This window comes from Streptococcus sp. 517s (assembly GCF_054445985.1).
In genome coordinates this window covers 469080-489386 of record NZ_CM136847.1, presented here as the reverse complement: position 1 = coordinate 489386, position 20307 = coordinate 469080, and the positions used below count along the sequence as shown (strand labels likewise).

At 41.2% G+C, this 20307-nt stretch carries 21 protein-coding genes; 1 reads left to right on the top strand and 20 read right to left on the bottom strand.

Features of this window, described 5'->3' with window-relative positions:
• Positions 1–228: 228 nt before the first annotated feature.
• From ACVX3R_RS02700 to pbp2b, 13 genes are all read right to left on the bottom strand, one after another.
• Complete coding sequence (locus ACVX3R_RS02700; RefSeq protein ID WP_458795359.1) at positions 229–1023, bottom strand: DivIVA domain-containing protein; 795 nt, start codon at positions 1021–1023, stop codon at positions 229–231.
• A gap of 8 nt (positions 1024–1031) precedes the next feature.
• Complete coding sequence (locus ACVX3R_RS02695; RefSeq protein ID WP_458795358.1) at positions 1032–1823, bottom strand: YlmH family RNA-binding protein; 792 nt, start codon at positions 1821–1823, stop codon at positions 1032–1034.
• Positions 1820–2080 carry a YggT family protein gene (locus tag ACVX3R_RS02690; RefSeq protein ID WP_458795357.1) on the bottom strand — a complete coding sequence of 87 codons (261 nt, stop codon included), beginning with the start codon at positions 2078–2080 and terminating at the stop codon, positions 1820–1822. Before ACVX3R_RS02690 ends, ACVX3R_RS02695 begins: the two co-directional genes overlap by 4 nt.
• Positions 2080–2610, bottom strand: a complete 531-nt coding sequence (locus tag ACVX3R_RS02685) for a cell division protein SepF (RefSeq protein ID WP_007517068.1) — start codon at positions 2608–2610, stop codon at positions 2080–2082. Before ACVX3R_RS02685 ends, ACVX3R_RS02690 begins: the two co-directional genes overlap by 1 nt.
• 9 nt (positions 2611–2619) lie before the next feature.
• Positions 2620–3291, bottom strand: a complete 672-nt coding sequence (locus tag ACVX3R_RS02680) for a YggS family pyridoxal phosphate-dependent enzyme (RefSeq protein ID WP_001049621.1) — start codon at positions 3289–3291, stop codon at positions 2620–2622.
• Positions 3292–3294: 3 nt separating this feature from the next.
• Complete coding sequence (ftsZ, locus tag ACVX3R_RS02675) at positions 3295–4551, bottom strand: cell division protein FtsZ (protein WP_458795356.1); 1257 nt, start codon at positions 4549–4551, stop codon at positions 3295–3297.
• Between the two features lie 16 nt (positions 4552–4567).
• The gene (ftsA, locus tag ACVX3R_RS02670; RefSeq protein ID WP_000196340.1) at positions 4568–5938 is read right to left on the bottom strand and encodes a cell division protein FtsA; all 1371 of its coding nucleotides are present in this window, start codon (positions 5936–5938) and stop codon (positions 4568–4570) included.
• A 233-nt stretch (positions 5939–6171) separates the two neighbouring features.
• Complete coding sequence (locus ACVX3R_RS02665) at positions 6172–6876, bottom strand: YwaF family protein (protein ID WP_458795355.1); 705 nt, start codon at positions 6874–6876, stop codon at positions 6172–6174.
• A gap of 196 nt (positions 6877–7072) precedes the next feature.
• Complete coding sequence (locus ACVX3R_RS02660) at positions 7073–7684, bottom strand: NUDIX hydrolase (RefSeq protein WP_458795354.1); 612 nt, start codon at positions 7682–7684, stop codon at positions 7073–7075.
• Complete coding sequence (locus ACVX3R_RS02655; protein WP_458795353.1) at positions 7671–9044, bottom strand: UDP-N-acetylmuramoyl-tripeptide--D-alanyl-D-alanine ligase; 1374 nt, start codon at positions 9042–9044, stop codon at positions 7671–7673. Before ACVX3R_RS02655 ends, ACVX3R_RS02660 begins: the two co-directional genes overlap by 14 nt.
• Positions 9045–9128: 84 nt before the next feature.
• The gene (locus tag ACVX3R_RS02650) at positions 9129–10172 is read right to left on the bottom strand and encodes a D-alanine--D-alanine ligase (protein WP_007521202.1); all 1044 of its coding nucleotides are present in this window, start codon (positions 10170–10172) and stop codon (positions 9129–9131) included.
• A 172-nt stretch (positions 10173–10344) separates the two neighbouring features.
• A complete protein-coding gene (gene recR, locus ACVX3R_RS02645; RefSeq protein ID WP_000966754.1) occupies positions 10345–10941 on the bottom strand; it encodes a recombination mediator RecR in 597 nt (198 codons plus the stop codon).
• A 10-nt stretch (positions 10942–10951) separates the two neighbouring features.
• Complete coding sequence (pbp2b, locus tag ACVX3R_RS02640) at positions 10952–12994, bottom strand: penicillin-binding protein PBP2B (protein ID WP_458795352.1); 2043 nt, start codon at positions 12992–12994, stop codon at positions 10952–10954.
• 256 nt (positions 12995–13250) lie between these two features.
• Here pbp2b and ACVX3R_RS02635 point away from each other — a divergent pair, with 256 nt between their 5' ends.
• Positions 13251–14102: a MurR/RpiR family transcriptional regulator gene (locus ACVX3R_RS02635; protein WP_458795351.1), complete on the top strand. Its 852-nt coding sequence runs from the start codon at positions 13251–13253 to the stop codon at positions 14100–14102.
• 242 nt (positions 14103–14344) lie between these two features.
• Here the strand turns inward: ACVX3R_RS02635 and ACVX3R_RS02630 are convergent, their stop codons facing one another.
• The 7 genes from ACVX3R_RS02630 to ACVX3R_RS02600 form a co-directional block, all read right to left on the bottom strand.
• Positions 14345–14815, bottom strand: coding sequence for a GNAT family N-acetyltransferase (locus tag ACVX3R_RS02630; protein WP_458795350.1), 471 nt, complete (start codon positions 14813–14815; stop codon positions 14345–14347).
• 211 nt (positions 14816–15026) lie between these two features.
• Positions 15027–15911 (bottom strand): ROK family protein, encoded by an 885-nt coding sequence (locus ACVX3R_RS02625; RefSeq protein WP_458795349.1) that lies wholly within the window; start codon positions 15909–15911, stop codon positions 15027–15029.
• A gap of 17 nt (positions 15912–15928) precedes the next feature.
• Positions 15929–16846 carry a dihydrodipicolinate synthase family protein gene (locus ACVX3R_RS02620; protein WP_001281470.1) on the bottom strand — a complete coding sequence of 306 codons (918 nt, stop codon included), beginning with the start codon at positions 16844–16846 and terminating at the stop codon, positions 15929–15931.
• 171 nt (positions 16847–17017) lie between these two features.
• Positions 17018–17662 carry a YesL family protein gene (locus ACVX3R_RS02615; protein ID WP_458795348.1) on the bottom strand — a complete coding sequence of 215 codons (645 nt, stop codon included), beginning with the start codon at positions 17660–17662 and terminating at the stop codon, positions 17018–17020.
• 20 nt (positions 17663–17682) lie between these two features.
• On the bottom strand, positions 17683–18135 hold the full coding sequence (locus ACVX3R_RS02610; RefSeq protein WP_000575447.1) for a YhcH/YjgK/YiaL family protein: 453 nt from the start codon (positions 18133–18135) through the stop codon (positions 17683–17685).
• A gap of 273 nt (positions 18136–18408) precedes the next feature.
• Positions 18409–19248 (bottom strand): carbohydrate ABC transporter permease, encoded by an 840-nt coding sequence (locus ACVX3R_RS02605; protein WP_458795347.1) that lies wholly within the window; start codon positions 19246–19248, stop codon positions 18409–18411.
• A 15-nt stretch (positions 19249–19263) separates the two neighbouring features.
• Positions 19264–20130, bottom strand: coding sequence for a carbohydrate ABC transporter permease (locus tag ACVX3R_RS02600; RefSeq protein ID WP_162183266.1), 867 nt, complete (start codon positions 20128–20130; stop codon positions 19264–19266).
• Positions 20131–20307: the final 177 nt, after the last annotated feature.

Sequence of the window (20307 nt, the reverse complement as noted above, 5' to 3'; positions counted from 1 at the left end):
AATTAAAAACCACGACTTCCAAAAAGGACGAAAATCGTGGTACCACCTTTGTTCGAAAAAAGACAGTGTCTCTTTTCCTCTTTTCCCGTAACGTGGGGAACGTCCAGTCTTACTGTTTTCAGATTGGATTCGTTGAGAGGATAATCTAACGACTAGGGATTGCAGGGCTCACACCATCTCCCGCTCGCTGAAAATATAGTTGGTTAGATTTTGTTCTCACATTTACTTTTATAGGATAAGAACAGATTCTTTGTTTGCATCTCCCTCAGTCGCTGCAGTAGCTTCTACCTCAACTGACTCTTCATGTTGTTCACTTTCATCTGTATGTTGATTTTGTTGAGCTTCAAACTCAGCCAATTCTTTATTTCCAGCCTCGATGCGAGCTTGCAACTCAGCAACCTCTTCTGGTGTGAATTGACGAGTCATATCAATTGGCTCTTCCTCAGGTTGTGAAGGAATAGTTTCACCAAGAACTTCACCCACCACTTCTTTAAAGGCTTCATCGCTTGTTTGAAGATACGTTGCTGTTGGGCGAAGAATGTCTTCCCAATCTGATGACTCAACAATAGCCAATTGACTTTCAATCGTAGACTTGAGGCGTTGATGGAATACACGACTCTTGTTCTTCAACTCTTCTGTCTCAACAGCCACTTTCTTAGCGTTATCTGTTGCCTGACGGAGAATTTCATTTGCCTTGTATTTTGCTTCTTCTAGCAAACGCTGAGCGTCTTGTTCAGCTTGTTGAATAATATTGTTTGAACGTTCTTGAGCAGCCTGTTTGACACGCTCCGCAGTATCTTGAGCAATCAAAACTGACTGACTCAAGGAATCTTTCATCTCATCAAAGTAAGACAAACGTTCTTCCAAACTCTTGATGCGTGTCTCTTTGTCGTGATTACTACGAACCAAATCTTCATAGTCACGAACAACGATATCAAGAAATTCATCTACTTCTTCTGGGTCAAAACCTCTAAATCTTGTACCAAAGGTTTTATCTTTAATTTCTAACGATGTAATTGGCATACTTTTCCTCACTTACTTAATAATAATTGAATGCTTAATTTTATCTTGTCTTTTTTTGTCTGTCCATTGTCTTTGACAACTTTTAGACGACCAAACTTTCTCACACTGATCAAATCTCCAACGGCAACCTGGTAATCAGATTTTTCAACCAGATGATAGTTTACCTGGACAGATTTTTTCTCAATCAGTTGACTAGTTTGATTTCTAGATAATTTCAAGGCACTTGATAAGAGGGCATCCAATCGAAAACTCGAAACTAAAATTTCTCGTTCTCTAAAGTCAATTTTAGATATAATCCTATCGGTAAAAGGACGTTCCTCCAGCGATACAGGAAGTCTGCCAATCTTTCTTATTCCATCCTGAAAAAGAGGAATAAAATCACGATTGACAAAAATCTGTGCTCTCTTTTCATCTACCAAGATATCACCAAATAATTTACGGTCAATTCCTAGCTGGTTGATGATTGTTCCCAATATTTTTCTATGGCTCAGCTGTTCAAATTTACTCGGATAGCAAATTTCTAACAAGGTCATTTCAAAGTCTGATATTTCCGGTTCAAAATAATCTGGATAGAGAAGAACACGAACCGACTCCGTCGGAAGAAAATCACCACTACTTTGGCAACCCAGTCCATATCTCCCAGCTAGCACCCTTAAAATCTGTTCCTGATGGGGATTGATAAAGGGAGTAAGCACCGGTACATATGTATCTTCTACCCGCTTGATCCACTCTACTCCCTTGTCAATAAAAGGAATATCATCTTGGGAAAAATGCTGATAAATGGCTCGATTTACTGTCATAGTAATAGCACTAGTCGTGTTAAGATATTTCCAAGAAACTGGATTAGAATCAGTGCGGCCCAGACAGTAAAATCAAGACCAGCAAATTGTAAATTGAGCTTACGAAGTGGCTCGATAACTGGACGAGCAAGTCTGATGACTAAGCGACCTAGTTGACTTTCATAGGCATTTGGAAACCATGAAAGAAGAGCAAATGCAACGAGAATGATGGAGTAAATACTAACTGCATTCTGAATTAAACGGATTAAGAGAATCATTATCTTGCTCTATTTCGTTTAATATCAAAGCCGAACTCGGCACCTTGTGATTCGTCTGGAAGTTTGATATCTTCAATATTCACGATAACGTTGACAGGCGTCAATAGATACATCGTACTCGCAACTTTTTTCATATTTCCAGCCAAGACGTGACGAGCTCCATCCAAGTAATCAAGGCAGCGACGCGCTTGTACTTCTGTCATGTATTGGAAATCAATCAAGATACTTTCATTTCCAGTTAACAAATCAACAATCTCAGTTGCATCCTCATACTTTCTTGGATAACGAACATCAATCGTCACTTTCTCATCTGAGTGATGGTTTTGCTTTGCCAACTCTTGTTGACGAGCATGGAGGCGAGTAATATTCGCATCTTTTACTGATCCCGGCTGAGCAGATGCTGGTAATTCTTTAGAAGATGAGATGGTTGGACTAACAGTCTCCTCTTGTTGAATTTGGTAGTTAGTCACGTCTTCTCCATCTTCTGTAAAATAATCTATAAATTTATCGAATCTATCTTTTAAAGACATAGCTCTCTCCTATTTAAAAAATGCTGTACCGATTCGAACAAAGGTCGAGCCGAACTGAATCGCTTCTTTAAAGTCACGACTCATTCCCATGCTTAGTTCTGTCATCGGCATATTAGGGATTTGTTTTTCTCTAATTTCTGCTTGCAGAGCCTGCGTATCCTTGAAAATTTCTTTCAATTCATCACTGTCTGCCTCAAAAGGAGCCATGGTCATTAAACCAACATACTCAATCTGATCTAACTTAGCCAATTCTGGCAAAAGTTCTAGCAATTCTTCTTTTGAAAACCCATGCTTACTTTCTTCCCCAGAAATATTGACCTGCAAGAAACACTTGATAACATGATCTGTTCTCTTTTGAATTTCCTGGGCTAATTTTAGAGAGTCTAAAGCATGAAAGTAATCCACATATGGGATTACTTCTTTTACTTTCCGTCTCTGTAGTGTTCCTATTAAATGCCAAGTGACCGGGTAATCTTTCAAGGCCTGATATTTTTCTAAAAATTTATCAACCCGATTTTCACCGATATGATGGATGCCAAGCGGAAGCAAGGCTTCCGCTGTTTGTACATCTACATATTTTGTCACTGCGATTACTGAAACAGCATCTAGATTACGGTTGGCTTTTTGACTAGCATCAGCAATTTGCTGAAAAACTAATTCAGTATTTTTTTTCAAATTCATTGATTAACGATTTTTGAAGAATGGAGGTGTATCCAATTCATCCTCATCTTGTGAAACTGGTGTTTCAAAGCGTTCAACTGGTGAAACAACGGGATCTGTTTGGCGAACAATTGACTCACGGCGCAAGTCCCAATCTCCAAAAGCAGATGCTTGGTTGGTTTCAAAGCGACGCGGACTTGATTTAGGCAGTTCTGCTGTCTCTTCCAAGTCGAATTGACGGTCAAATGTGTGTGCTTGTGGAGTTTTAGTTGATGGTCGACCAATTGGTTGGTTGGTAGCAGACCCGACTACTTTTTCTAGTCGTTCTTGACGAACACCTGTCGCTACAACAGTCACACGGATTTCATCCTTCATGCTTTCGTCGATAGATGTTCCAAGCCAGATGTTTACACCTTTACCAGCTGCTTGGTTGACGATTTCTGAAGCTTCTTCTGCTTCAATCAAAGTTAAATCAAGACCACCAGTAACGTTGACAATCACATCCTCTGCACCATCGATAGTTGTTTCAAGAAGTGGAGAGTAAATTGCTTTACGAGCCGCTTCAACAACGCGCTCTTCACCACTACCGATACCGATACCCATAAGGGCATTCCCTTTGTTTGCCATTACAGTCTTCACGTCAGCAAAGTCAAGGTTAATCAATCCTGGGTTCGTGATCAAGTCAGTGATCCCTTGAACACCTTGACGAAGAACGTTATCTGCTTCACTAAGAGCTTCAAGAAGCGGTGTTTTCTTGTCAACAATTTCAAGCAAGTTGTTGTTAGAGATAATCAACAAAGTATCAACATGCTCGCGAAGTTCATTGATTCCTTCTACAGCGTACTGACCGCGTTTGCTTCCTTCAAATCCGAAAGGACGTGTCACAACACCAACTGTAAGAGCACCAAGATCTTTAGCGATACGTGCAATAACAGGGGCAGCACCTGTACCAGATCCACCACCCATACCAGCAGTGATGAAGACCATGTCTGCACCGCTGATTGCTTCCGTCAAAGCTTCTTCGCTTTCCTCTGCAGCTTTACGTCCAACTTCTGGACGACCTCCAGCACCCAAACCACGAGTCAATTTTGGACCAAGTTGGATAACGGTTTCTGCTTTCGTACTGCTAAGTGCCTGTACATCAGTGTTGGCTGCGATAAATTCTACACCAGCAACACCTTCGTCAACCATGCGGTTGATGGCGTTGCCACCACCACCACCGACACCAATTACCTTAATAACTGCGCCTTGAGCTGCTGCTGTATCAAATGAAAATGTCATAATTTCTTATCCTCTTTTATTCATCAAACATGCTTCCGATTAAACCACGGAAACGTTCTGTTAGCTTCGGTTTACTTTGAGAACTTGCTTGGAATTCTTCCTTGGGAGCAACTGGAGCTTCCTGTACAGTTTCAACTGGAGTTGTCTGTGTTGGGCTTGGTTGCGCCACAGGATTCAAACGTTGATTTGGAATGCCAAAGTTAATTGGTTTTTGACGAAGGAATTCATCTCCTTTAACTGCTTTTTGAGCAAGAAGATTGACTTCAGTCAATTTACCAGCAAACTCAGATAAACTAATTACGTGAGCAAATGCAGGGTTGCGAATTCCAACCTGATTTGGTACATAGAGTTTTACACGAACACCAAATACTTCTTGGGCTAATTCGACAACGCCCGGCAAAATTGCATTTCCACCGATAAGGACGATACCACCTGGCAGATCTAACAAGTGTCTTCTTTCCAACTCTTGTTTGATTTGGTCAAAGATATGTTTGATGCGTGCTGAGATAATTTCTGCCAAGTAGCTTTCTGTCACTTCAACAGGCTCTACTTCACCAATTACTTCAACTTGGAAAGTTTCGTTACTTGCTAGCGGAACATAAGCTTCACCATAGTTCAGTTTCAAACTTTCTGCAATCTTTTGAGATGTTTTCAAGACTTTAGAGATGTCTTTTGTAACGTAATCTCCACCTTCTTGGTAGATGTTGGTGAATTGCAATTCTTGATTGCGGATAGTCGCTACAGTAGTCTGACCTCCACCCATGTCAATGACAGTCGCACCAAATTCACGTTCGCCTTCATTGAGAACTGAGTTCACGATTGCCAAAGGTGAAATAATCACATTATCAACCTGGATACCTACACGCTCAACTGTCTTGCGAAGATTGTGTAGAATCGTACGAGGACCTGTGTAAAGCAGACCACGCATTTCCAAGCGAACACCCATCATACCACGAGGGTCACGAATTCCTTGGAAACCATCCACGATGAATTCTTCTGGAATAAAGGTAATCACTTCACGATCAGGAGTCATGCTCTTTGTCAAAGCTGACTTAACAACATCTTCAACATCCTGATCTGTGATTTCTTTTGTATCTGATGTTACAGGAATCATTCCTTGTGTTGGTTCGACCTGCAGAAGATTTGCTGGAAGACCAACGTTGACAGACTTGATAGAAATGCCTGCTTTCTCTTCTGCCTGTGTGATTGCGGATTTGATTGCTGAAGCAGCTGCTTCAATATCAACAATAATTCCGTCTTTTACACCTTTACTTTTGGCGTTACTAACACCAATTACATTTACTTCGCCATCTCTATGCTCCGCAACTAACACCTTAATGGAGCTAGTTCCGATATCTAAGCCTGTAAAAAAACCATCTCTAGTCATTACATCGCATCCTCTCTATCTTCCAAGTTTCTCACTTCTATTTAATAACTATGTTTGGGCATAGCTATTCAAAAAATATTATAACACAAAAAAACTAATCATGCTTAGTTTTTCGTAAATTTCCTGCATGTTTTTTGAGAAAATATTAGAAAATTTTTCTTCTGGAAAAAGTTTTTGATGTTCTTGTCAACAATTCTATAATATTTATAACCCATCAAAAAAAGAAGGTCTATTTAGACCTTCTCTTGAATAAATTCTTGCGATTTTTGCTGTAAAAAAATCTCTAGCAATTTTGCTGTTACGCAAATTGCTATCACGATAACGCTCGAAACAATAAGGTAATTCAAAAGTTGTCCGTGATTTCCAACAAGTGGCGGTCTCGTTAAGAAACCATAATCCCCACTGACAACTAAATTAACAACCCATATCAAAGCGTTCAAGGTGAATGTAATCACCGCCACATTTTTGAAATTGAGCAGGGAAGCTTCATAGTTTTTAAACAAGTATAAGAGGGCATTTCCCAAAAGTGCCACATGTCCGATAATGAAGGACAGGATAGTCACGTGTGGAAATGGGTAGGGGTCAAATAGTGGATAAGTCAGAGCCGCTGTTGCCCCAAAGGCTCCTAGAAGGGCAAAGTATTGCTTGTACTTAGAGGTTCCCGGGATCAGGAGCAAGACAAGCATGGCTACACGGCAATGATAGAAGGGCAAACTTTCTGATAGAGGCATGAGATTTCCCCAATACCAGCTATACAGAACAATCAGTTGAACAGATTGAAGAATCTGAATAAATCGTTGGTAAGCCACTTTGTCGCGAAAACGATAAGAAGCGTAGAAAGTAAAGGCCAGTAAACATAACAAACCAATATACCAGTGGAGTTCAAACTGGGGCGGTTCTGATATCTGCGTGGTAAATAATTTATCCCACAAATTCATATTCTATTCCTCGTTCATCTAGCTAGAGGCGGTAAAAAATTCACTTTCTCCAGCTTTTAAATTTTTTGAAAAAACTTGATTCTATGCTATTCATAGAACACTTGCGTCTTAAATTCGCAACCTATTATATCATTTGTATTGCAGAAATGCACTTTACAGACACCCTTTTTTGATTTGTCGACTTCTCTAGCAAAAACTAATCGACATATTGGTCTCTTTGTCCTCTATAAACTTGCCAGAGAATCTCCATTTGGTCCTTAGTGATGCGTTTTTCAGACAAGGCTGGCAGTTGGTCCATAGCAAAAAATTGAAGGTCGGCAATCTCTTGATTTTCTTGGAATTGTCCGTCAAGAAGTTGGCATTCAAACACAAACTTTGCATATTGTTTGCTCTGTAGTTGGAAACGATTGGTGTCAAAAACTGCAAGTAACCTTTCAGCTTTTGCTGTAAAACCGGCTTCTTCTTCAATTTCCTTGAGAATATTTTCGGTTGGAGAATAGCCGACCTCACCAAAGCCACCTGGCAAAGCCCAGCTATCCTCTCCTTGTCCCCTAACCAGACAAATCTTTTCATCCTCAACAATCCAAGCACGTACATCCATCAGAGGAGTTGCATAAGCGGAAGTTGGTTTCAAGACTTCTGCCACTTCTTCTGCATCGAGGTCTGATACCTGATTCAACATTTCAGATAACAGACTTTGCAAGTCCTCGTATCGCTCACGGTCAAAAGGATCTTTTGTAAAGGTTAATCCAGTATCCGTAATGGCTAGCATTCTTTGCAGATACTTGGCAAAATCACTTGCATTCATTTTCTAAACTTTCTACCAACTTGGCTAGATTCATGGAGTTAGAGCCTTTGAGCAGGATTTGATCATTAGCTCCAAGGATTTTCTTGACCTGCTTGACTAGGTCTTCAAATTGATCTTCGCTCGCAGTTTTCTTAAAGTAGAATACATGACCGATTGGGAACATTTGACTAGCCAGTTGTGCCAATTCGGCAATGTCTTCTCCATAGAAAATAACGGTATCCAGCACATCTGGCGAGAGGCTCAAAATCATCTGGTTATGGAGTTGGACAGACTGGTCGCCGAGTTCCTTCATGTCTGCCAAGACAGCGATTTTCTTGCCTCCTTTGTTGGCTGGAATGGCAGAGAATGTCTCCAAAATCAACTTCATAGCAGTTGGATTGGCATTGTAGACATCTGACAGGATATCTGCTCCATTGGCTGCTTTCTTCCACTCAGTACGATTACGGGTCAATTCTAGGTTCTGAAAGGCCTGATGAATCTGTTCCTCCGAAACTCCTTCTTGTAGGGCAACATAAGATGCAATCATAGCATTGGTGGCATTGTACTTACCTGTCACTGGCAAATCGAGGGCTTGTTCCAAGAAATTAGCCTTAAAGGTCAGACTATCCTTGCGTTCGACCAAGTCTGTGATTTCCAACTCTGCCCCTTGCCCAAAACGGACCACCTTTTTATCAGCTGGCAAGTAGTCCTCGACAATGGAGTCGGCTGGTGCCAGAAGCAAAGAACCTGAAGCCATACCGTCTGCAATTTGCATCTTCCCTTTAGCAATCTCTGAACGGTCTTTGAAAAAGGCCAAATGAGCCTCTCCAACCAAGGTCACGATGGCTGTTTTTGGATGAGCCAATTCAGACAAGAGATGGATATCTCCCAAGTGATCCTGCCCCATCTCCAAGACCAACTTTTCTGTCCCTTCAGGCATGTGGAGAACTGTGTAAGGAAGGCCAATCTCGTTATTGTAATTGCCTTGAGTTTTGTAGGTCTTGTAGTTTGTTGACAGTAAATGCGCCAACATATCCTTGGTCGTTGTCTTACCATTTGAACCCGTAACGGCAAAGACATCAACTGCCGTTTTTTCAAGATAGTAGGCTGCGAGGGTTTGAAAGGCAGTCAAAACGTCGTCTACTAGAATGTAGGGATGATTTGCAACCTCTTTCTCGGATAAGGTTACTGCTGCACCATTTTCAAAAGCTGTTTCGATAAAGTCATGACCATCACGCGCACCTTTGAGGGGCACAAACAAATCACCTTGCCCAATCAAACGACTGTCAAACTCAGCTTTTTCTAACTGAACGTCCGCAAAAAGACTAACATCATTTTTAGCTCCAACAGCTTGGGCAACTTCATGGATTGTTAATTTCATTTCTACTCCTTTAAAAAGGGTTGAAGTCCGAGAACTCTAGTCACCATGCAGTGATCGTTCTGGCTTCTACCCTCTCTTTCATTTTTATAGCAAATGCGCTTCGTGCTTGTTAAAGCTCTCCTTAGCAAGGTCAACCAAACGCTCGATTAGTTCTGGATAGCTGATTCCCATATTGTCCCAAAGTAGTGGGTACATAGACCACTGGGTAAAACCTGGCATGGTATTGAGCTCGTTTAGGAAAACCTCGCCCTTATCTGTATAGAAGAAATCACAACGAGATAGACCAAGGCCACCGATCGCACGGAAGGCAGTTTCTGCATTTTGACGCATGACAGCTACTACATCATCACTAATCTTGGCCGGGATATCCATTGTAATCTTGTTGTCAATATACTTGGCATCATAGTCATAAAAGGCAACATCCTTAACCACTTCACCAGGAAGTGTACTCTTGACATCGTAGTTCCCCAAGAGACCAACCTCAATTTCACGAGCATTCACTCCTTGCTCAACCAAGACACGGCTGTCATATTGGAAGGCAAGTTCCAAAGCTTGACGGAGTTCTTCTTGGTTTTCAGACTTAGAAATACCGACACTTGAACCCATATTTGACGGTTTCGTGAAGACTGGATAAGTCAATTTTTCTTCAACTTCAGCGATTTTAGAAGTCACATCATCACCTTCAACGATGGCCACATAAGGAACTTGGGCAATCCCTACAGATTCTAAAACTCGCTTGGTCGTGATTTTATCCATGGCAAGGCTTGATGACAAGATATTGCAGCCGACATAGGGCATTTTCAAAACTTCCAAGAATCCTTGAACAGAGCCATCTTCTCCCATCGGACCATGAAGGACTGGGAAGACCACTGCACCTTCTTCGTAGATGGCACTTGGCGCTATTTTCTTGCCCCAGTCAATAGTCGCATTTGTCATGAGACGATCCTCTTGACCTGGAGTCCGGCTAAATTCCTGTGTTTTGATAAAGTCACCTGACTGGCTGATGAAGAAAGTCTTGACTGTGAAACGGTCGTAGTTGACCGCACGCATAACACTTTCAGCTGAAAGGACAGAGACTTCACGCTCTGCACTACGCCCACCGTATAAAAGAATAATCGTTTGTTTCATATTGCTTGTCCTAATTCTAATAGAATATTCGTTCTTTAGTATATCATATTTGCTTCTTTTTTAAAACTTGAAGCTAATACTGATCTTCAAAAAACATAAAAGAGACCGATAAAAACAAAGTCGGCCTCCTCGATTTTTGTATAATGAATTGAGTTTGTAAACTGGTCTTCACCTACAACTCTGTCCGATTTTCAATAGCTCGTAAAAGTGTGACCTCATCCGCATACTCGATATCTGCTCCCACGGCTAGGCCTCGTGCTAGACGAGTGACCTTGATACCAGCTGGTTTGAGCAAACGAGAGAGATACATAGATGTCGCTTCTCCATCTGCTGTCGCATTGGTTGCCACGATTACCTCTGAAACCTCACTATCCATGAGACGGGTCATGAGACTCTTGAGGTTGATATCGTCTGGGCTGATACCATTCATAGGAGAAATGAGACCGTGCAAGACATGATAGAGTCCGTGGTATTCTTGGATGTTTTCCATAGCAGCCACATCGCGACTATCCTCTAGCACCAAGATGGTTGTCTGGTCTCGAGTCGGATCTGTACAGATAGAGCAGGGATCATCATCCGTCAAGCGACCACAGATGGAACAATAGGTCAATTCCCGCTTGGCAGATAGAAGGTTTTTGGCAAATTCATTGACATCATCATCAGACATTCCAATGGTATAGAAGGCGAGACGGGTAGCCGTTTTGATCCCGATACCTGGAAGCTTCGAATAGCTATCAATTAACTTGGCAATAGGTGTTGGATACAGCATAAGTTCCTTTCTAATTCATTGGATGTTGTTGATTATAAAGATTGATGATATCACGCGCAATTGAAGGTCCGACACCATTTGTTAGGTTGGTGTTGTGAGGAAAGACGACTGCGACCGCGATTTGAGGATTATCGGTTGGTGCATAAGCAACTGCGTTGGTATTATTGGCCTTTTGACCGCCATTAACATAACTTTCGGCTGTCCCCGTTTTCCCGCTGATGGAAACGGCTGCGCCATTTGAAAAGGCACGACCAGTTGTCAGAGCACTCGTTCCATGCGAAACTTGATAGAAACCTTGGTGCAAGAGAGCCATATCCGCTTCTGAGATATTGATCTTGTTCAGTTCCTTGGTGGCTGTTTCTTGAACTAGATTTCCTAAGCCACCTTGTTCATTGTTTCCATAAACTCCCTCAACGATGTGAGGAGCCAATCGTACGCCATTGTTTGCAATGGTTGCGACATACTGGGCTAACTGCATAGGTGTGTAGTTGTCAAACTGACCAAAGGCGTTATTAATATAGTTGGCCAAATCAAATTCTTTTGGTGTAAATCCTGTAGATTCATCTGGGAGGTCAATCTCTGTTGAAGCTCCAAGTCCATATTCCCCAAAGGTTGATCGCAACTTGCCCATTGCAGTTTCTAACTGATCAGTTGCGACTATCATATTTGGCTGGTAGGACTGCCCCATAATCCCTAGCGCAGTCTGAACCATGTAGGTATTAGAAGAGTACTCCAAAGCTTCAACTGCTGTGATAGGGAAGGAGCCATAGGATAAGGTATACCATGAATTGATAGGAGCCGAACCTTGGAAAACAATCGGCTGGTCTGTCAAGGTTTGATTGCCTGACAAGACCCCGTTTTCCCAACCAGAGCTAAGAGTTGCTGCCTTAACGACAGATCCTGGAACAAAGACATTGGTTATCGTTCCAAGTGAATCTGAACTTAATTCACCGGATTCGACATCATGCTTGACACCCGACATCGCTAGAACTGCACCGGTTTTAGGATTGAGGGCTACAGCGTAGACTCCTTCAGAGTATTTAGCTCCACCGTTACCCAACTCTGAGTTGAAGTAGCTCTTGAGTAGGTCATCCACACCATTCTGGAAAGTTAGGTCAATCGTTAGTTTGATGTTGTTTCCTTTGCTTCCTTCTTCGACATTTTCTACACTTTCCATGTTTCCGTGTTTGTCGAGGTGGATTTCCTTGACAGAGCGTTTGCCTTGAAGAACATCTTCATATTGTTTTTCAAGATAGGAAGTCCCCACTCGGTCATTGAGAGAATACCCTTTTTTCAAATAAGCATCCACTTCCTCCGCTGGAAGACCTGATTTTTCACTTGATACACTACCTACAATTGAAGACAAAGAAGTATCTAGGACTTTTCTATCCCATGAGGTTGAAATACTGATACCTGGTAATTCCTTGGATGCTGATGCAACGAGAGCAACTTGGGTATCATTCAAGGCATCCGTAGAAATGGTGCCCGTCGCAAAATTTTCAACGGCATTGAGCTGACTAAAGAGATAGATTTCCTTTTTCTGGTCATCTGTATAATTGAGTTGACTCACGTCAATACTTTCAACCGCATTATTGTAGAGAGTCGTTTCAGATAAGCGGTTCCCATCTGAATCTAGGCGTTTATCACTTGGCAAGGATTCGACTGTTTTTTTGTAAACGTCCTGGTCCGCCAAGTAGTAGTCTGCAATCTGACGGTCTGTCAAATTAGGGGAGGTCACATTCACATATGTGAGAAGTTTCTTGGCTGTTTCCTTCAATTCAGCTGCTGTCATTTTATTGTTTCGTGTGAAAGAAACAACTTGCTTGACAGTGTTTTCTACCAAGGGTTTCCCTGCTGCATCATAGATCTGTCCACGAGCTGAACTGGTTGTTACCCTTGTCTGGCTGGCTGAAGCCAATTTTGTTTCATAGAAATCTTTATTGAGCACCTGCATGTATAACAATCGACCAATAATGGCCATAAACAACAGGATAACAATGGCAAACAGTAAATTAAGCCGAATAGGAATCGAATGGCTATTGAATTTTCTCATACAACTAAGACTCTTTTCTAGAAAAATTTCCAATTTTCACCTTTATTTACATATAAAATAATAGAGCAAACAGGTGAAGCTCAGTACTTTTCATTGTACCATATTTTACGGAGAAACTCTTGGAAAAGTCGAAGCATTTTTTGACTTTCAACTGAAAATGCCTTTTTATTTGGTTATCCTAACTTCTATGATATAATGATAGTAATAGTTAGGAAAGCGTTAACCTTTAAGACTTTGACTCATAAAAAGGAGCCTCATGAACAAGCCAGACATCGCAACTATAATCGACCTCCATTTTGAAGAATTAACCGAGCTCGAGCAAGAAATCGCTCGCTATTTTTTACAACCTGAAACGATCCAAGATGATCTTTCTTCTCAGCAAGTCACCCAGAAATTACATATCTCCCAAGCAGCATTGACCCGCTTTGCCAAAAAGTGTGGTTTTACAGGCTACCGAGAATTCGTCTTTCAATACCAGCATCAGGCTAGTAAACAGGATACTCATTCCCACAAACATAGTCCTTTGACCAAACGTGTTTTGCGAAGCTACAGTATCATGCGAGAACAAACGCAGGATTTGATTGACGAAGAACAACTGGAACGAGTCGCCCAGTTAATCGAAGATGCTGAGCGTGTCTATTTCTTTGGAACAGGTAGTTCCGGTCTTGTCGCTCGCGAAATGAAATTGCGTTTCATGCGTCTGGGTGTGGTCTGTGAAGCCTTAACCGATCAGGACGGCTTTGCATGGACGACCAGCATCATGGATGAAAATTGTCTAGTACTCGGTTTCTCACTTTCTGGCACAACTCCTTCTATTTTAGACAGTCTATTAGACGCAAAAGAGATGGGGGCTAAGACCATCCTCTTTACCAGCGCTCCAAACAAAAATAGTCAGGCCTATACAGAGACAGTTCTTGTTGCTAGCCACAGCCAGCCTTCCTACATTCAACGGATATCCGCTCAACTCCCCATGCTCTTCCTTATAGATTTGATTTATGCCTACTTTTTGGAAATCAATCGCGATAGCAAGGAAAAAATCTTTAATAGTTATTGGGAAAATAAAAAACTCAATGGCTATCGTAGACAAAAACGCGTTAGAAAATCCTAGTTTGGTTGAACCAAACTAGGATTATTTTGTTTTGAAATGATAATAGGCTCATAGGTGATCTTTCCAATCTTCCCCTTTGTTCTAATGCCTTGTTTATCTGTATTTTCAGTTCCTCCATAAATCCTCCTTTCCGTTTTTGAATTTTTGACAAGAAAAAGGAAGTATCGGCTATTTGCCTCTTACTTCCTCTTGGTAATATCCTATTTGTTTTTTTACTACGACAAACTGGAAGTTACCAGAAACTACAGTTTACAAATCATGACATAGTCCTCTTCATTTTCACGAACAACTTCAAAGCCTACTTTTTTATACATACTCACTGCATAGTTTATCTTTTGAACCGATAATGACACTTGCTTATATTCTCGCTCTTTCAAGGTCAAAAGAATTTGTTTCATAAGTTCAGTTCCAATTCCCAAATTCCTATATTCCTTGAGAAGAGAAATGGAAAGAGAGGGTGTTGTGTCATCAACATGACCATAATCATTGATGATACGAGTCCATACAGCTCCTACTACCTTTCCATCCAAATCCGCTACATAACATACATCATCATTCTTGCCAAAATCAGCAACATATATTTGTAAATCGGGATGTTTTATAATATCTTTGGACGGCGCTTGTACTCCTTCAGGAATAAAAATAGCCTCATATAGAAAAGTATCCAATAAATTAATTTCATTCTGCTTTAATTCTCTAATTACATAATCCATAATTGCCTCCGATCTATATTCTGTAAATTTATTATTTTATAAATCGGTAGAAATTCCACACATACTATGCCTCCATACTTTTTGAGTTGATTCTACTACTTCCAATTCGTCATTTACCTTGACAGTTTTTCCATCATTAAAAAAAGAATTAAGCAAAACATTTTTCACTCAAGTAGTGATTAAAAGTTCTTCTTAATTCTATAACTCCAAACTAGGATTGTTTTGTTTTGAAATGATAATAAGCTCCCAACATCCCTGCTGTATTTTGGTGATGGGCAAATTCCAATCGTGTTTTTTCAGCTAGACTTGGTACCAAGGCCGCCTTCAAGGCTGTGCGGATCTTCGGCTTCAGGATTGCCTCTTGTCCCATGATACCGCCACCGAGAATGACCACTTCTGGATTGGCCACATAGCAAATATTTGCCAGACCTTTTCCTAAATAGTCGACCATTCGGTCAATGCCAGCCATACAAATCTTGTTGCCTTCAGTAGCTTCCTTGAAGATACGTCGGCCATTCCACTGATCAACTGAGTCACCATGAGCTGTTGCTACATATTCTACCAAGGCTGTGGTAGAGGCGAGGTCTTGGAAAGCTCCATCCTGCATGTGCATATAACCGACTTCGCAAGCTGAGTTGCTAAATCCATGGAAGACTTTCCCATCCATAATCAAGCAACCGCCGATACCTGTTCCAATGGTCAAGCAAAGTGTCACACTCGCTCCCTTGCCTGAACCAGACACTGCCTCAGCAAGACCTGCGCAGTTGACATCATTTTCAATTTCACAAGGAATATTAAAGCTAGTCTCTATTTCCTTTTTGAACTGGGTTCCTGCGTAGTTAGGAATTTGCGGGCCGGCATAGAAAATCTCACCCTTATCTGGATCCACCATTCCCGCTGAAGAAATGGCAACACCTGCTACTGGACCCTTTTCTAAATAGCTGGCTACTATATCTTTTGTCTTTTGTAAGATATGAGGTCCACCCTTATGCGCCTCAGTTGGCATTTCATGCGATTCAACAAGCTGGCCTTCTTGGTCAATCAAACCATATTTGATGTTGGTTCCACCGATATCAATTGCAACGTAATGTGTCATAAATACCTCCTTATGGATTAGAGGAAGCGCTCCTTGGTTTCACGAATCAATTGAGCAGCTGCTTCTACAACTGGACGATCTTCTTCAGTTACTGGTGTCAATGGTGAACGAACTGAACCAATGTTAAGTCCTTCATTGATTTTCAAGACTTCTTTGATGACACCGTACATATTTCCATGTGCAGCAGTCAATTTACCAATGATTGCGTTGATAGCGTATTGCAATTCACGAGCTGTTTCCAAGTCTTTCTCAGCAATCAACTCATTGAGTTTCAAGAAGAGTTCTGGCATCGCACCGTAAGTACCACCGATACCAGCTTTGGCACCCATGAGACGGCCACCTAGGAACTGTTCATCTGGACCATTAAAGACGATGTGATCTTCTCCACCAAGGCTGACAAAGGTTTGGATATCTTGAACTGGCATTGAAGAGTTCTTAACACCAATAACACGTGGATTTTTCAACATTTCTGTGTAGAGGCTTGGAGTCAAAGCAACACCCGCTAACTGAGGAATGTTGTAAATCACGTAATCTGTGTTTGGAGCTGCAGCACTGATATCGTTCCAGTATTTAGCAACTGAGTATTCTGGCAAGCGGAAGTAAATCGGTGGAATCGTTGCAATGGCATCTACTCCCAAGCTTTCTGCGTGGCGAGCAAGTTCCATACTATCTTTTGTGTTGTTGCATGCTACGTGAGCAATGATGGTCAGTTTACCTTTGGCAACTGCCATGACTTCTTCCAAAATCAACTTGCGATCTGCCACACTTTGGTAGATACATTCACCAGAAGAACCATTGACATAGAGGCCTTGAACACCTTTATCAATGAAGTATTGGACCAAGGCGCGCGTACGCTCTGGACTGACTTCTCCTTGATCATCATAACATGCGTAGAAGGCTGGAATGACACCTTCGTATTTTTTCAAATCTGACATAGATTTTCTCCTAAGATTTCTTTTTTTCTGCTGAGAGCAGTTCTATTTTTTACAAGTTTAGTATACACCTTGTGAAAATCGCTTTCAATATCTTGTATACACTTATATTTTAGTTTCTACTTGTATTTTAGAAACTATAACGATTGAAAGTAGTTTCAGAAACAAGCCATCCTACTGGTATTTGGCGAAAATTTTCTCCATCAATCCTGCTTGGAGAAAGACTAGCAAACCAAAACCAAAGAGGATAAAGGCCGACCCACCCAAAAGGAGAGTGAAGGCGGATAGATAAAGAACCATCACAATAAGAAAGAGAATGGCTAACATGAGGAAGAACCACGGAAAGTTAAAACTTGCCAAGATAAGCCCTTTTTGCAGCACTTCTTTCCAAGACAAATCATAGCGCGCAGCGATGGGATAACTAGCCAGCATCACCAGAGTGAGGAAGATGAGAATCCCCAAACAAATAGCTTTCACAATCTGGAAAGGTAAAGCTGTCTGTCCCCAGAAGAGATAGAGGTCTAAAAGACTCAGCAAAACAATGACCAACTCTAGCAAACCTAACTGGAAACCCAGTTTTAGATTTTGCTTGAAAGCTCTCAGATAGGTTCTGAAAACAGGTACTCGTCTGCTTCTCTTAACCTCAAACATGGTCTGGTAAAGGCTAATTTTAGCCACTCCAATCGTCACGATGGGCAAACAAGAGACAACAAAAAGAAGATTGGCTGTCACGATATCCAAGACCTTTTCACTGAAACGCATGAGAAAGTTATCTGTATCAAATGCTGCCTTGATCAGGCTCACTCCTTTTTGTGCCATGTTTGCTCCTCCTGATTCTTTTAATCAATCAAAATTTTAAAGAGATATTTGCGAACCTTCTCTTCCATACCTGCATAGCCATTTGGCTGGTGAGGTTCTCCTGGGAAGAAAATCGCAAAATTGTGATAACCCAACAAGAGTGGGTAGCCTTCATGACAATGGACAAAACCAATGTCACTCGCTTCATCGAATGCTACCGCCTCGTCTTTGATACGTGAACCGTAGCTCGAATATTCATGCCCTTCTACCAGCAAATGCAAATCTGCATAATTCTTATGGTGCTCAAATTGATCATTTTCAGCTTGATTGAGGACATTTTCTTGAACAACTAGAAAGACCTTGTCCCCATCAATCTCATACTTACCTAGTTCGAAAGAATCCTTACGGTGCTGATAGAGATAGTCGATAGCCTTATCTAAATTGGGATGAATCCCTTTGTAAAAGGTGATGTTTTTCAAATCGTCAAAAATCATACTGTTTCCTTCGTTTCTGATAGTTAACTAAAATCATAGATTAAGTTTATAAGTGTCTGACAAAACTTCACGAAGTAACTGTATACTCTCCATTTTGTAGACACTTATGAAACTATATTTCTCTTAGTCTATAACATATTCTTCTGAATTTTGATAGACAGTTTTTCCTATACTCAATGAAAATCGAAGAACAAACTAGGAAGCTAACTGCAGGCAGTACTTAAGTATGGCAAGGTGATGCTGACATTGTCTGAATTCGATTTTCGCAGAGTATTATCCTTTAACAGCTCCCATAGTAATCCCTTGAGTGAAGGATTTTTGGAAGACAAGGAAGACGGTTACGATCGGCACGGCTGCAAGAGCAGCACCCGCCATGATCAAACCATAGTTGGTTGCCATTTCGGCCTGCATGGTCGCAACCCCGAGTGAGATGGTCAAGTTGTTACGTGAAGTCAACATAACCAACTGCATAAAGTAGTCGTTCCAAGTATTGATGAAGGTAAAGATCGCAAGAGCTGCAAATCCTGGTTTCACGATAGGGAAGGCTACGCTCCAGAAGGTACGAATCTCACCACAACCGTCGATTTTAGCTGATTCAAGCAATTCTGTTGGAATATTTTCACTGAACTGTTTCATGAGGAAGACCCCAAATGGCCATCCGATCAAAGGCAAGATAACTGCCCAAAGTGTATCGTGAATTCCCATGAAGTTGACGATACGTACCAATGGTACAAGGACAACTTGTTTTGGAAGTGCCATGGCAGCGATAAAGACTGCAAAGAGGATGCGTTGACCATAGAAACGTTTTTTAGCCAAAACATAACCTGCTAGAGAAGAGGTTGCACAGACTAGGAACATGGTTACCAGTGAGATAAATACAGAGTTCCACATCCACTGCATAGCAGGGTTTTGCACCATGAGTTGTTGGAAGTTCTCCATGGTTGGCATTTTAGGGAACCACTGTGGCGGAATCATAATGGTATCAGGCTGTGATTTGAAGGCCCCTGTCAAGATCCAGTAGAATGGAAAGATGAACAGTACGGTCAACAAGAGCAAGATAATCGTTGAAATAACAGTGAAAGCTGTTAAAGGTTTCTTTTGTGTAGATTGCATAACTGTCTCCTTTCTTTAGTATTCTACGTCGTTTCCGAGGATCTTGAATTGAGCAAAGCTGACAATGGCAATCATCACTGCCAAGAAGACACCGATGGTATTTGCATAGCCGTACTCTGTCAATTGGAAGGCTTTTTCGTAAAGGTAGTACATCAAGGTACTTGTTGAGTAGTTTGGGCCACCAGATGTCAAGAGCTGAATCAAGGCGAAACATTGGAATGAGTTGATGGTTGTGATGATTGCGATGTAAAGAGTTGTTGGAAGAAGGCTAGGCCATTTGATCTTCCAGAAGACTTGGAACTCAGTCGCACCGTCAACACGCGCTGCTTCAACAAGTGAGTTATCAATATTCCCCATAGCAGCGATATAAAGGATAATCGGTTGACCAACAGATGTTGTCAAAAGGATAATCATAATCGCTAGCAAAGCCCAGTTTTTATCACCCAACCAAGAAATGTTTTGGCTGATGACATGGCTTGACTTAAGGACAAAGTTTAGAATCCCTGATAGGGGGTCATAGATCCATTTCCATACAACCGTTACGGCAACACTACCTGTTACAACCGGTAGGAAGAAGACGAAACGATAGAAAGATCGAGCAATCGCATTTTGATGATAGGTTTGAGATGCTACAAAGAGCGAGAAGAGAACCACAATCGGAACAGATCCGATAACCAGGATAACGGTATTGATCAAAGACTTCATAAAGACAGGATCTTTAAACATGCGAATGTAGTTGTCCAAGCCCACAAACTCAAATTTTGTCATGGAGTAGTTAAAGAAACTTGTAATGAATCCCATAATCATAGGAGCCAAGACAAAGATCACAAAGAAGAATAATACTGGTGCTAGGAAAGCATAGGAAATCACTGTTTCCCGCATGCGAATTTTATTGACTTTCACAGTCGGCACCTCTCTTTCAAATAGAATAGTTTTTGATTTTCTTGAACTGTTTTAAAATCAAAATGAAATTTTTTAAGATTCGCTTATGTAAGAACTTCATTTTAATTTCGTGACAGTTCCTTACATTTCAAACAAAATCCTCCCTTTTCTTACATA

Coding starts and splice junctions, on each gene's coding strand:
- ACVX3R_RS02685 (WP_007517068.1), bottom strand. CDS start 2,610: ATGTCTTTAAAAGATAGATTCGATAAATTTATAGATTATTTTACAGAA.
- pbp2b (WP_458795352.1), bottom strand. CDS start 12,994: ATGAGAAAATTCAATAGCCATTCGATTCCTATTCGGCTTAATTTACTG.
- ACVX3R_RS02655 (WP_458795353.1), bottom strand. CDS start 9,044: ATGAAATTAACAATCCATGAAGTTGCCCAAGCTGTTGGAGCTAAAAAT.
- ACVX3R_RS02700 (WP_458795359.1), bottom strand. CDS start 1,023: ATGCCAATTACATCGTTAGAAATTAAAGATAAAACCTTTGGTACAAGA.
- ACVX3R_RS02615 (WP_458795348.1), bottom strand. CDS start 17,662: ATGGCACAAAAAGGAGTGAGCCTGATCAAGGCAGCATTTGATACAGAT.
- ftsZ (WP_458795356.1), bottom strand. CDS start 4,551: ATGACATTTTCATTTGATACAGCAGCAGCTCAAGGCGCAGTTATTAAG.
- ACVX3R_RS02620 (WP_001281470.1), bottom strand. CDS start 16,846: ATGTCAGATTTGAAAAAATACGAAGGTGTCATTCCAGCCTTCTACGCA.
- ACVX3R_RS02625 (WP_458795349.1), bottom strand. CDS start 15,911: ATGACACATTACGTTGCAATTGATATCGGTGGAACCAACATCAAATAT.
- ACVX3R_RS02665 (WP_458795355.1), bottom strand. CDS start 6,876: ATGAATTTGTGGGATAAATTATTTACCACGCAGATATCAGAACCGCCC.
- ACVX3R_RS02680 (WP_001049621.1), bottom strand. CDS start 3,291: ATGAATTTGAAAAAAAATACTGAATTAGTTTTTCAGCAAATTGCTGAT.
- ACVX3R_RS02635 (WP_458795351.1), top strand. CDS start 13,251: ATGAACAAGCCAGACATCGCAACTATAATCGACCTCCATTTTGAAGAA.
- ACVX3R_RS02610 (WP_000575447.1), bottom strand. CDS start 18,135: ATGATTTTTGACGATTTGAAAAACATCACCTTTTACAAAGGGATTCAT.
- ACVX3R_RS02660 (WP_458795354.1), bottom strand. CDS start 7,684: ATGAATGCAAGTGATTTTGCCAAGTATCTGCAAAGAATGCTAGCCATT.
- ACVX3R_RS02630 (WP_458795350.1), bottom strand. CDS start 14,815: ATGGATTATGTAATTAGAGAATTAAAGCAGAATGAAATTAATTTATTG.
- ACVX3R_RS02650 (WP_007521202.1), bottom strand. CDS start 10,172: ATGAAACAAACGATTATTCTTTTATACGGTGGGCGTAGTGCAGAGCGT.
- ACVX3R_RS02695 (WP_458795358.1), bottom strand. CDS start 1,823: ATGACAGTAAATCGAGCCATTTATCAGCATTTTTCCCAAGATGATATT.
- ACVX3R_RS02690 (WP_458795357.1), bottom strand. CDS start 2,080: ATGATTCTCTTAATCCGTTTAATTCAGAATGCAGTTAGTATTTACTCC.
- ACVX3R_RS02605 (WP_458795347.1), bottom strand. CDS start 19,248: ATGCAATCTACACAAAAGAAACCTTTAACAGCTTTCACTGTTATTTCA.
- ftsA (WP_000196340.1), bottom strand. CDS start 5,938: ATGACTAGAGATGGTTTTTTTACAGGCTTAGATATCGGAACTAGCTCC.
- ACVX3R_RS02600 (WP_162183266.1), bottom strand. CDS start 20,130: ATGCGGGAAACAGTGATTTCCTATGCTTTCCTAGCACCAGTATTATTC.
- recR (WP_000966754.1), bottom strand. CDS start 10,941: ATGCTGTATCCAACACCTATTGCCAAGTTAATTGATAGCTATTCGAAG.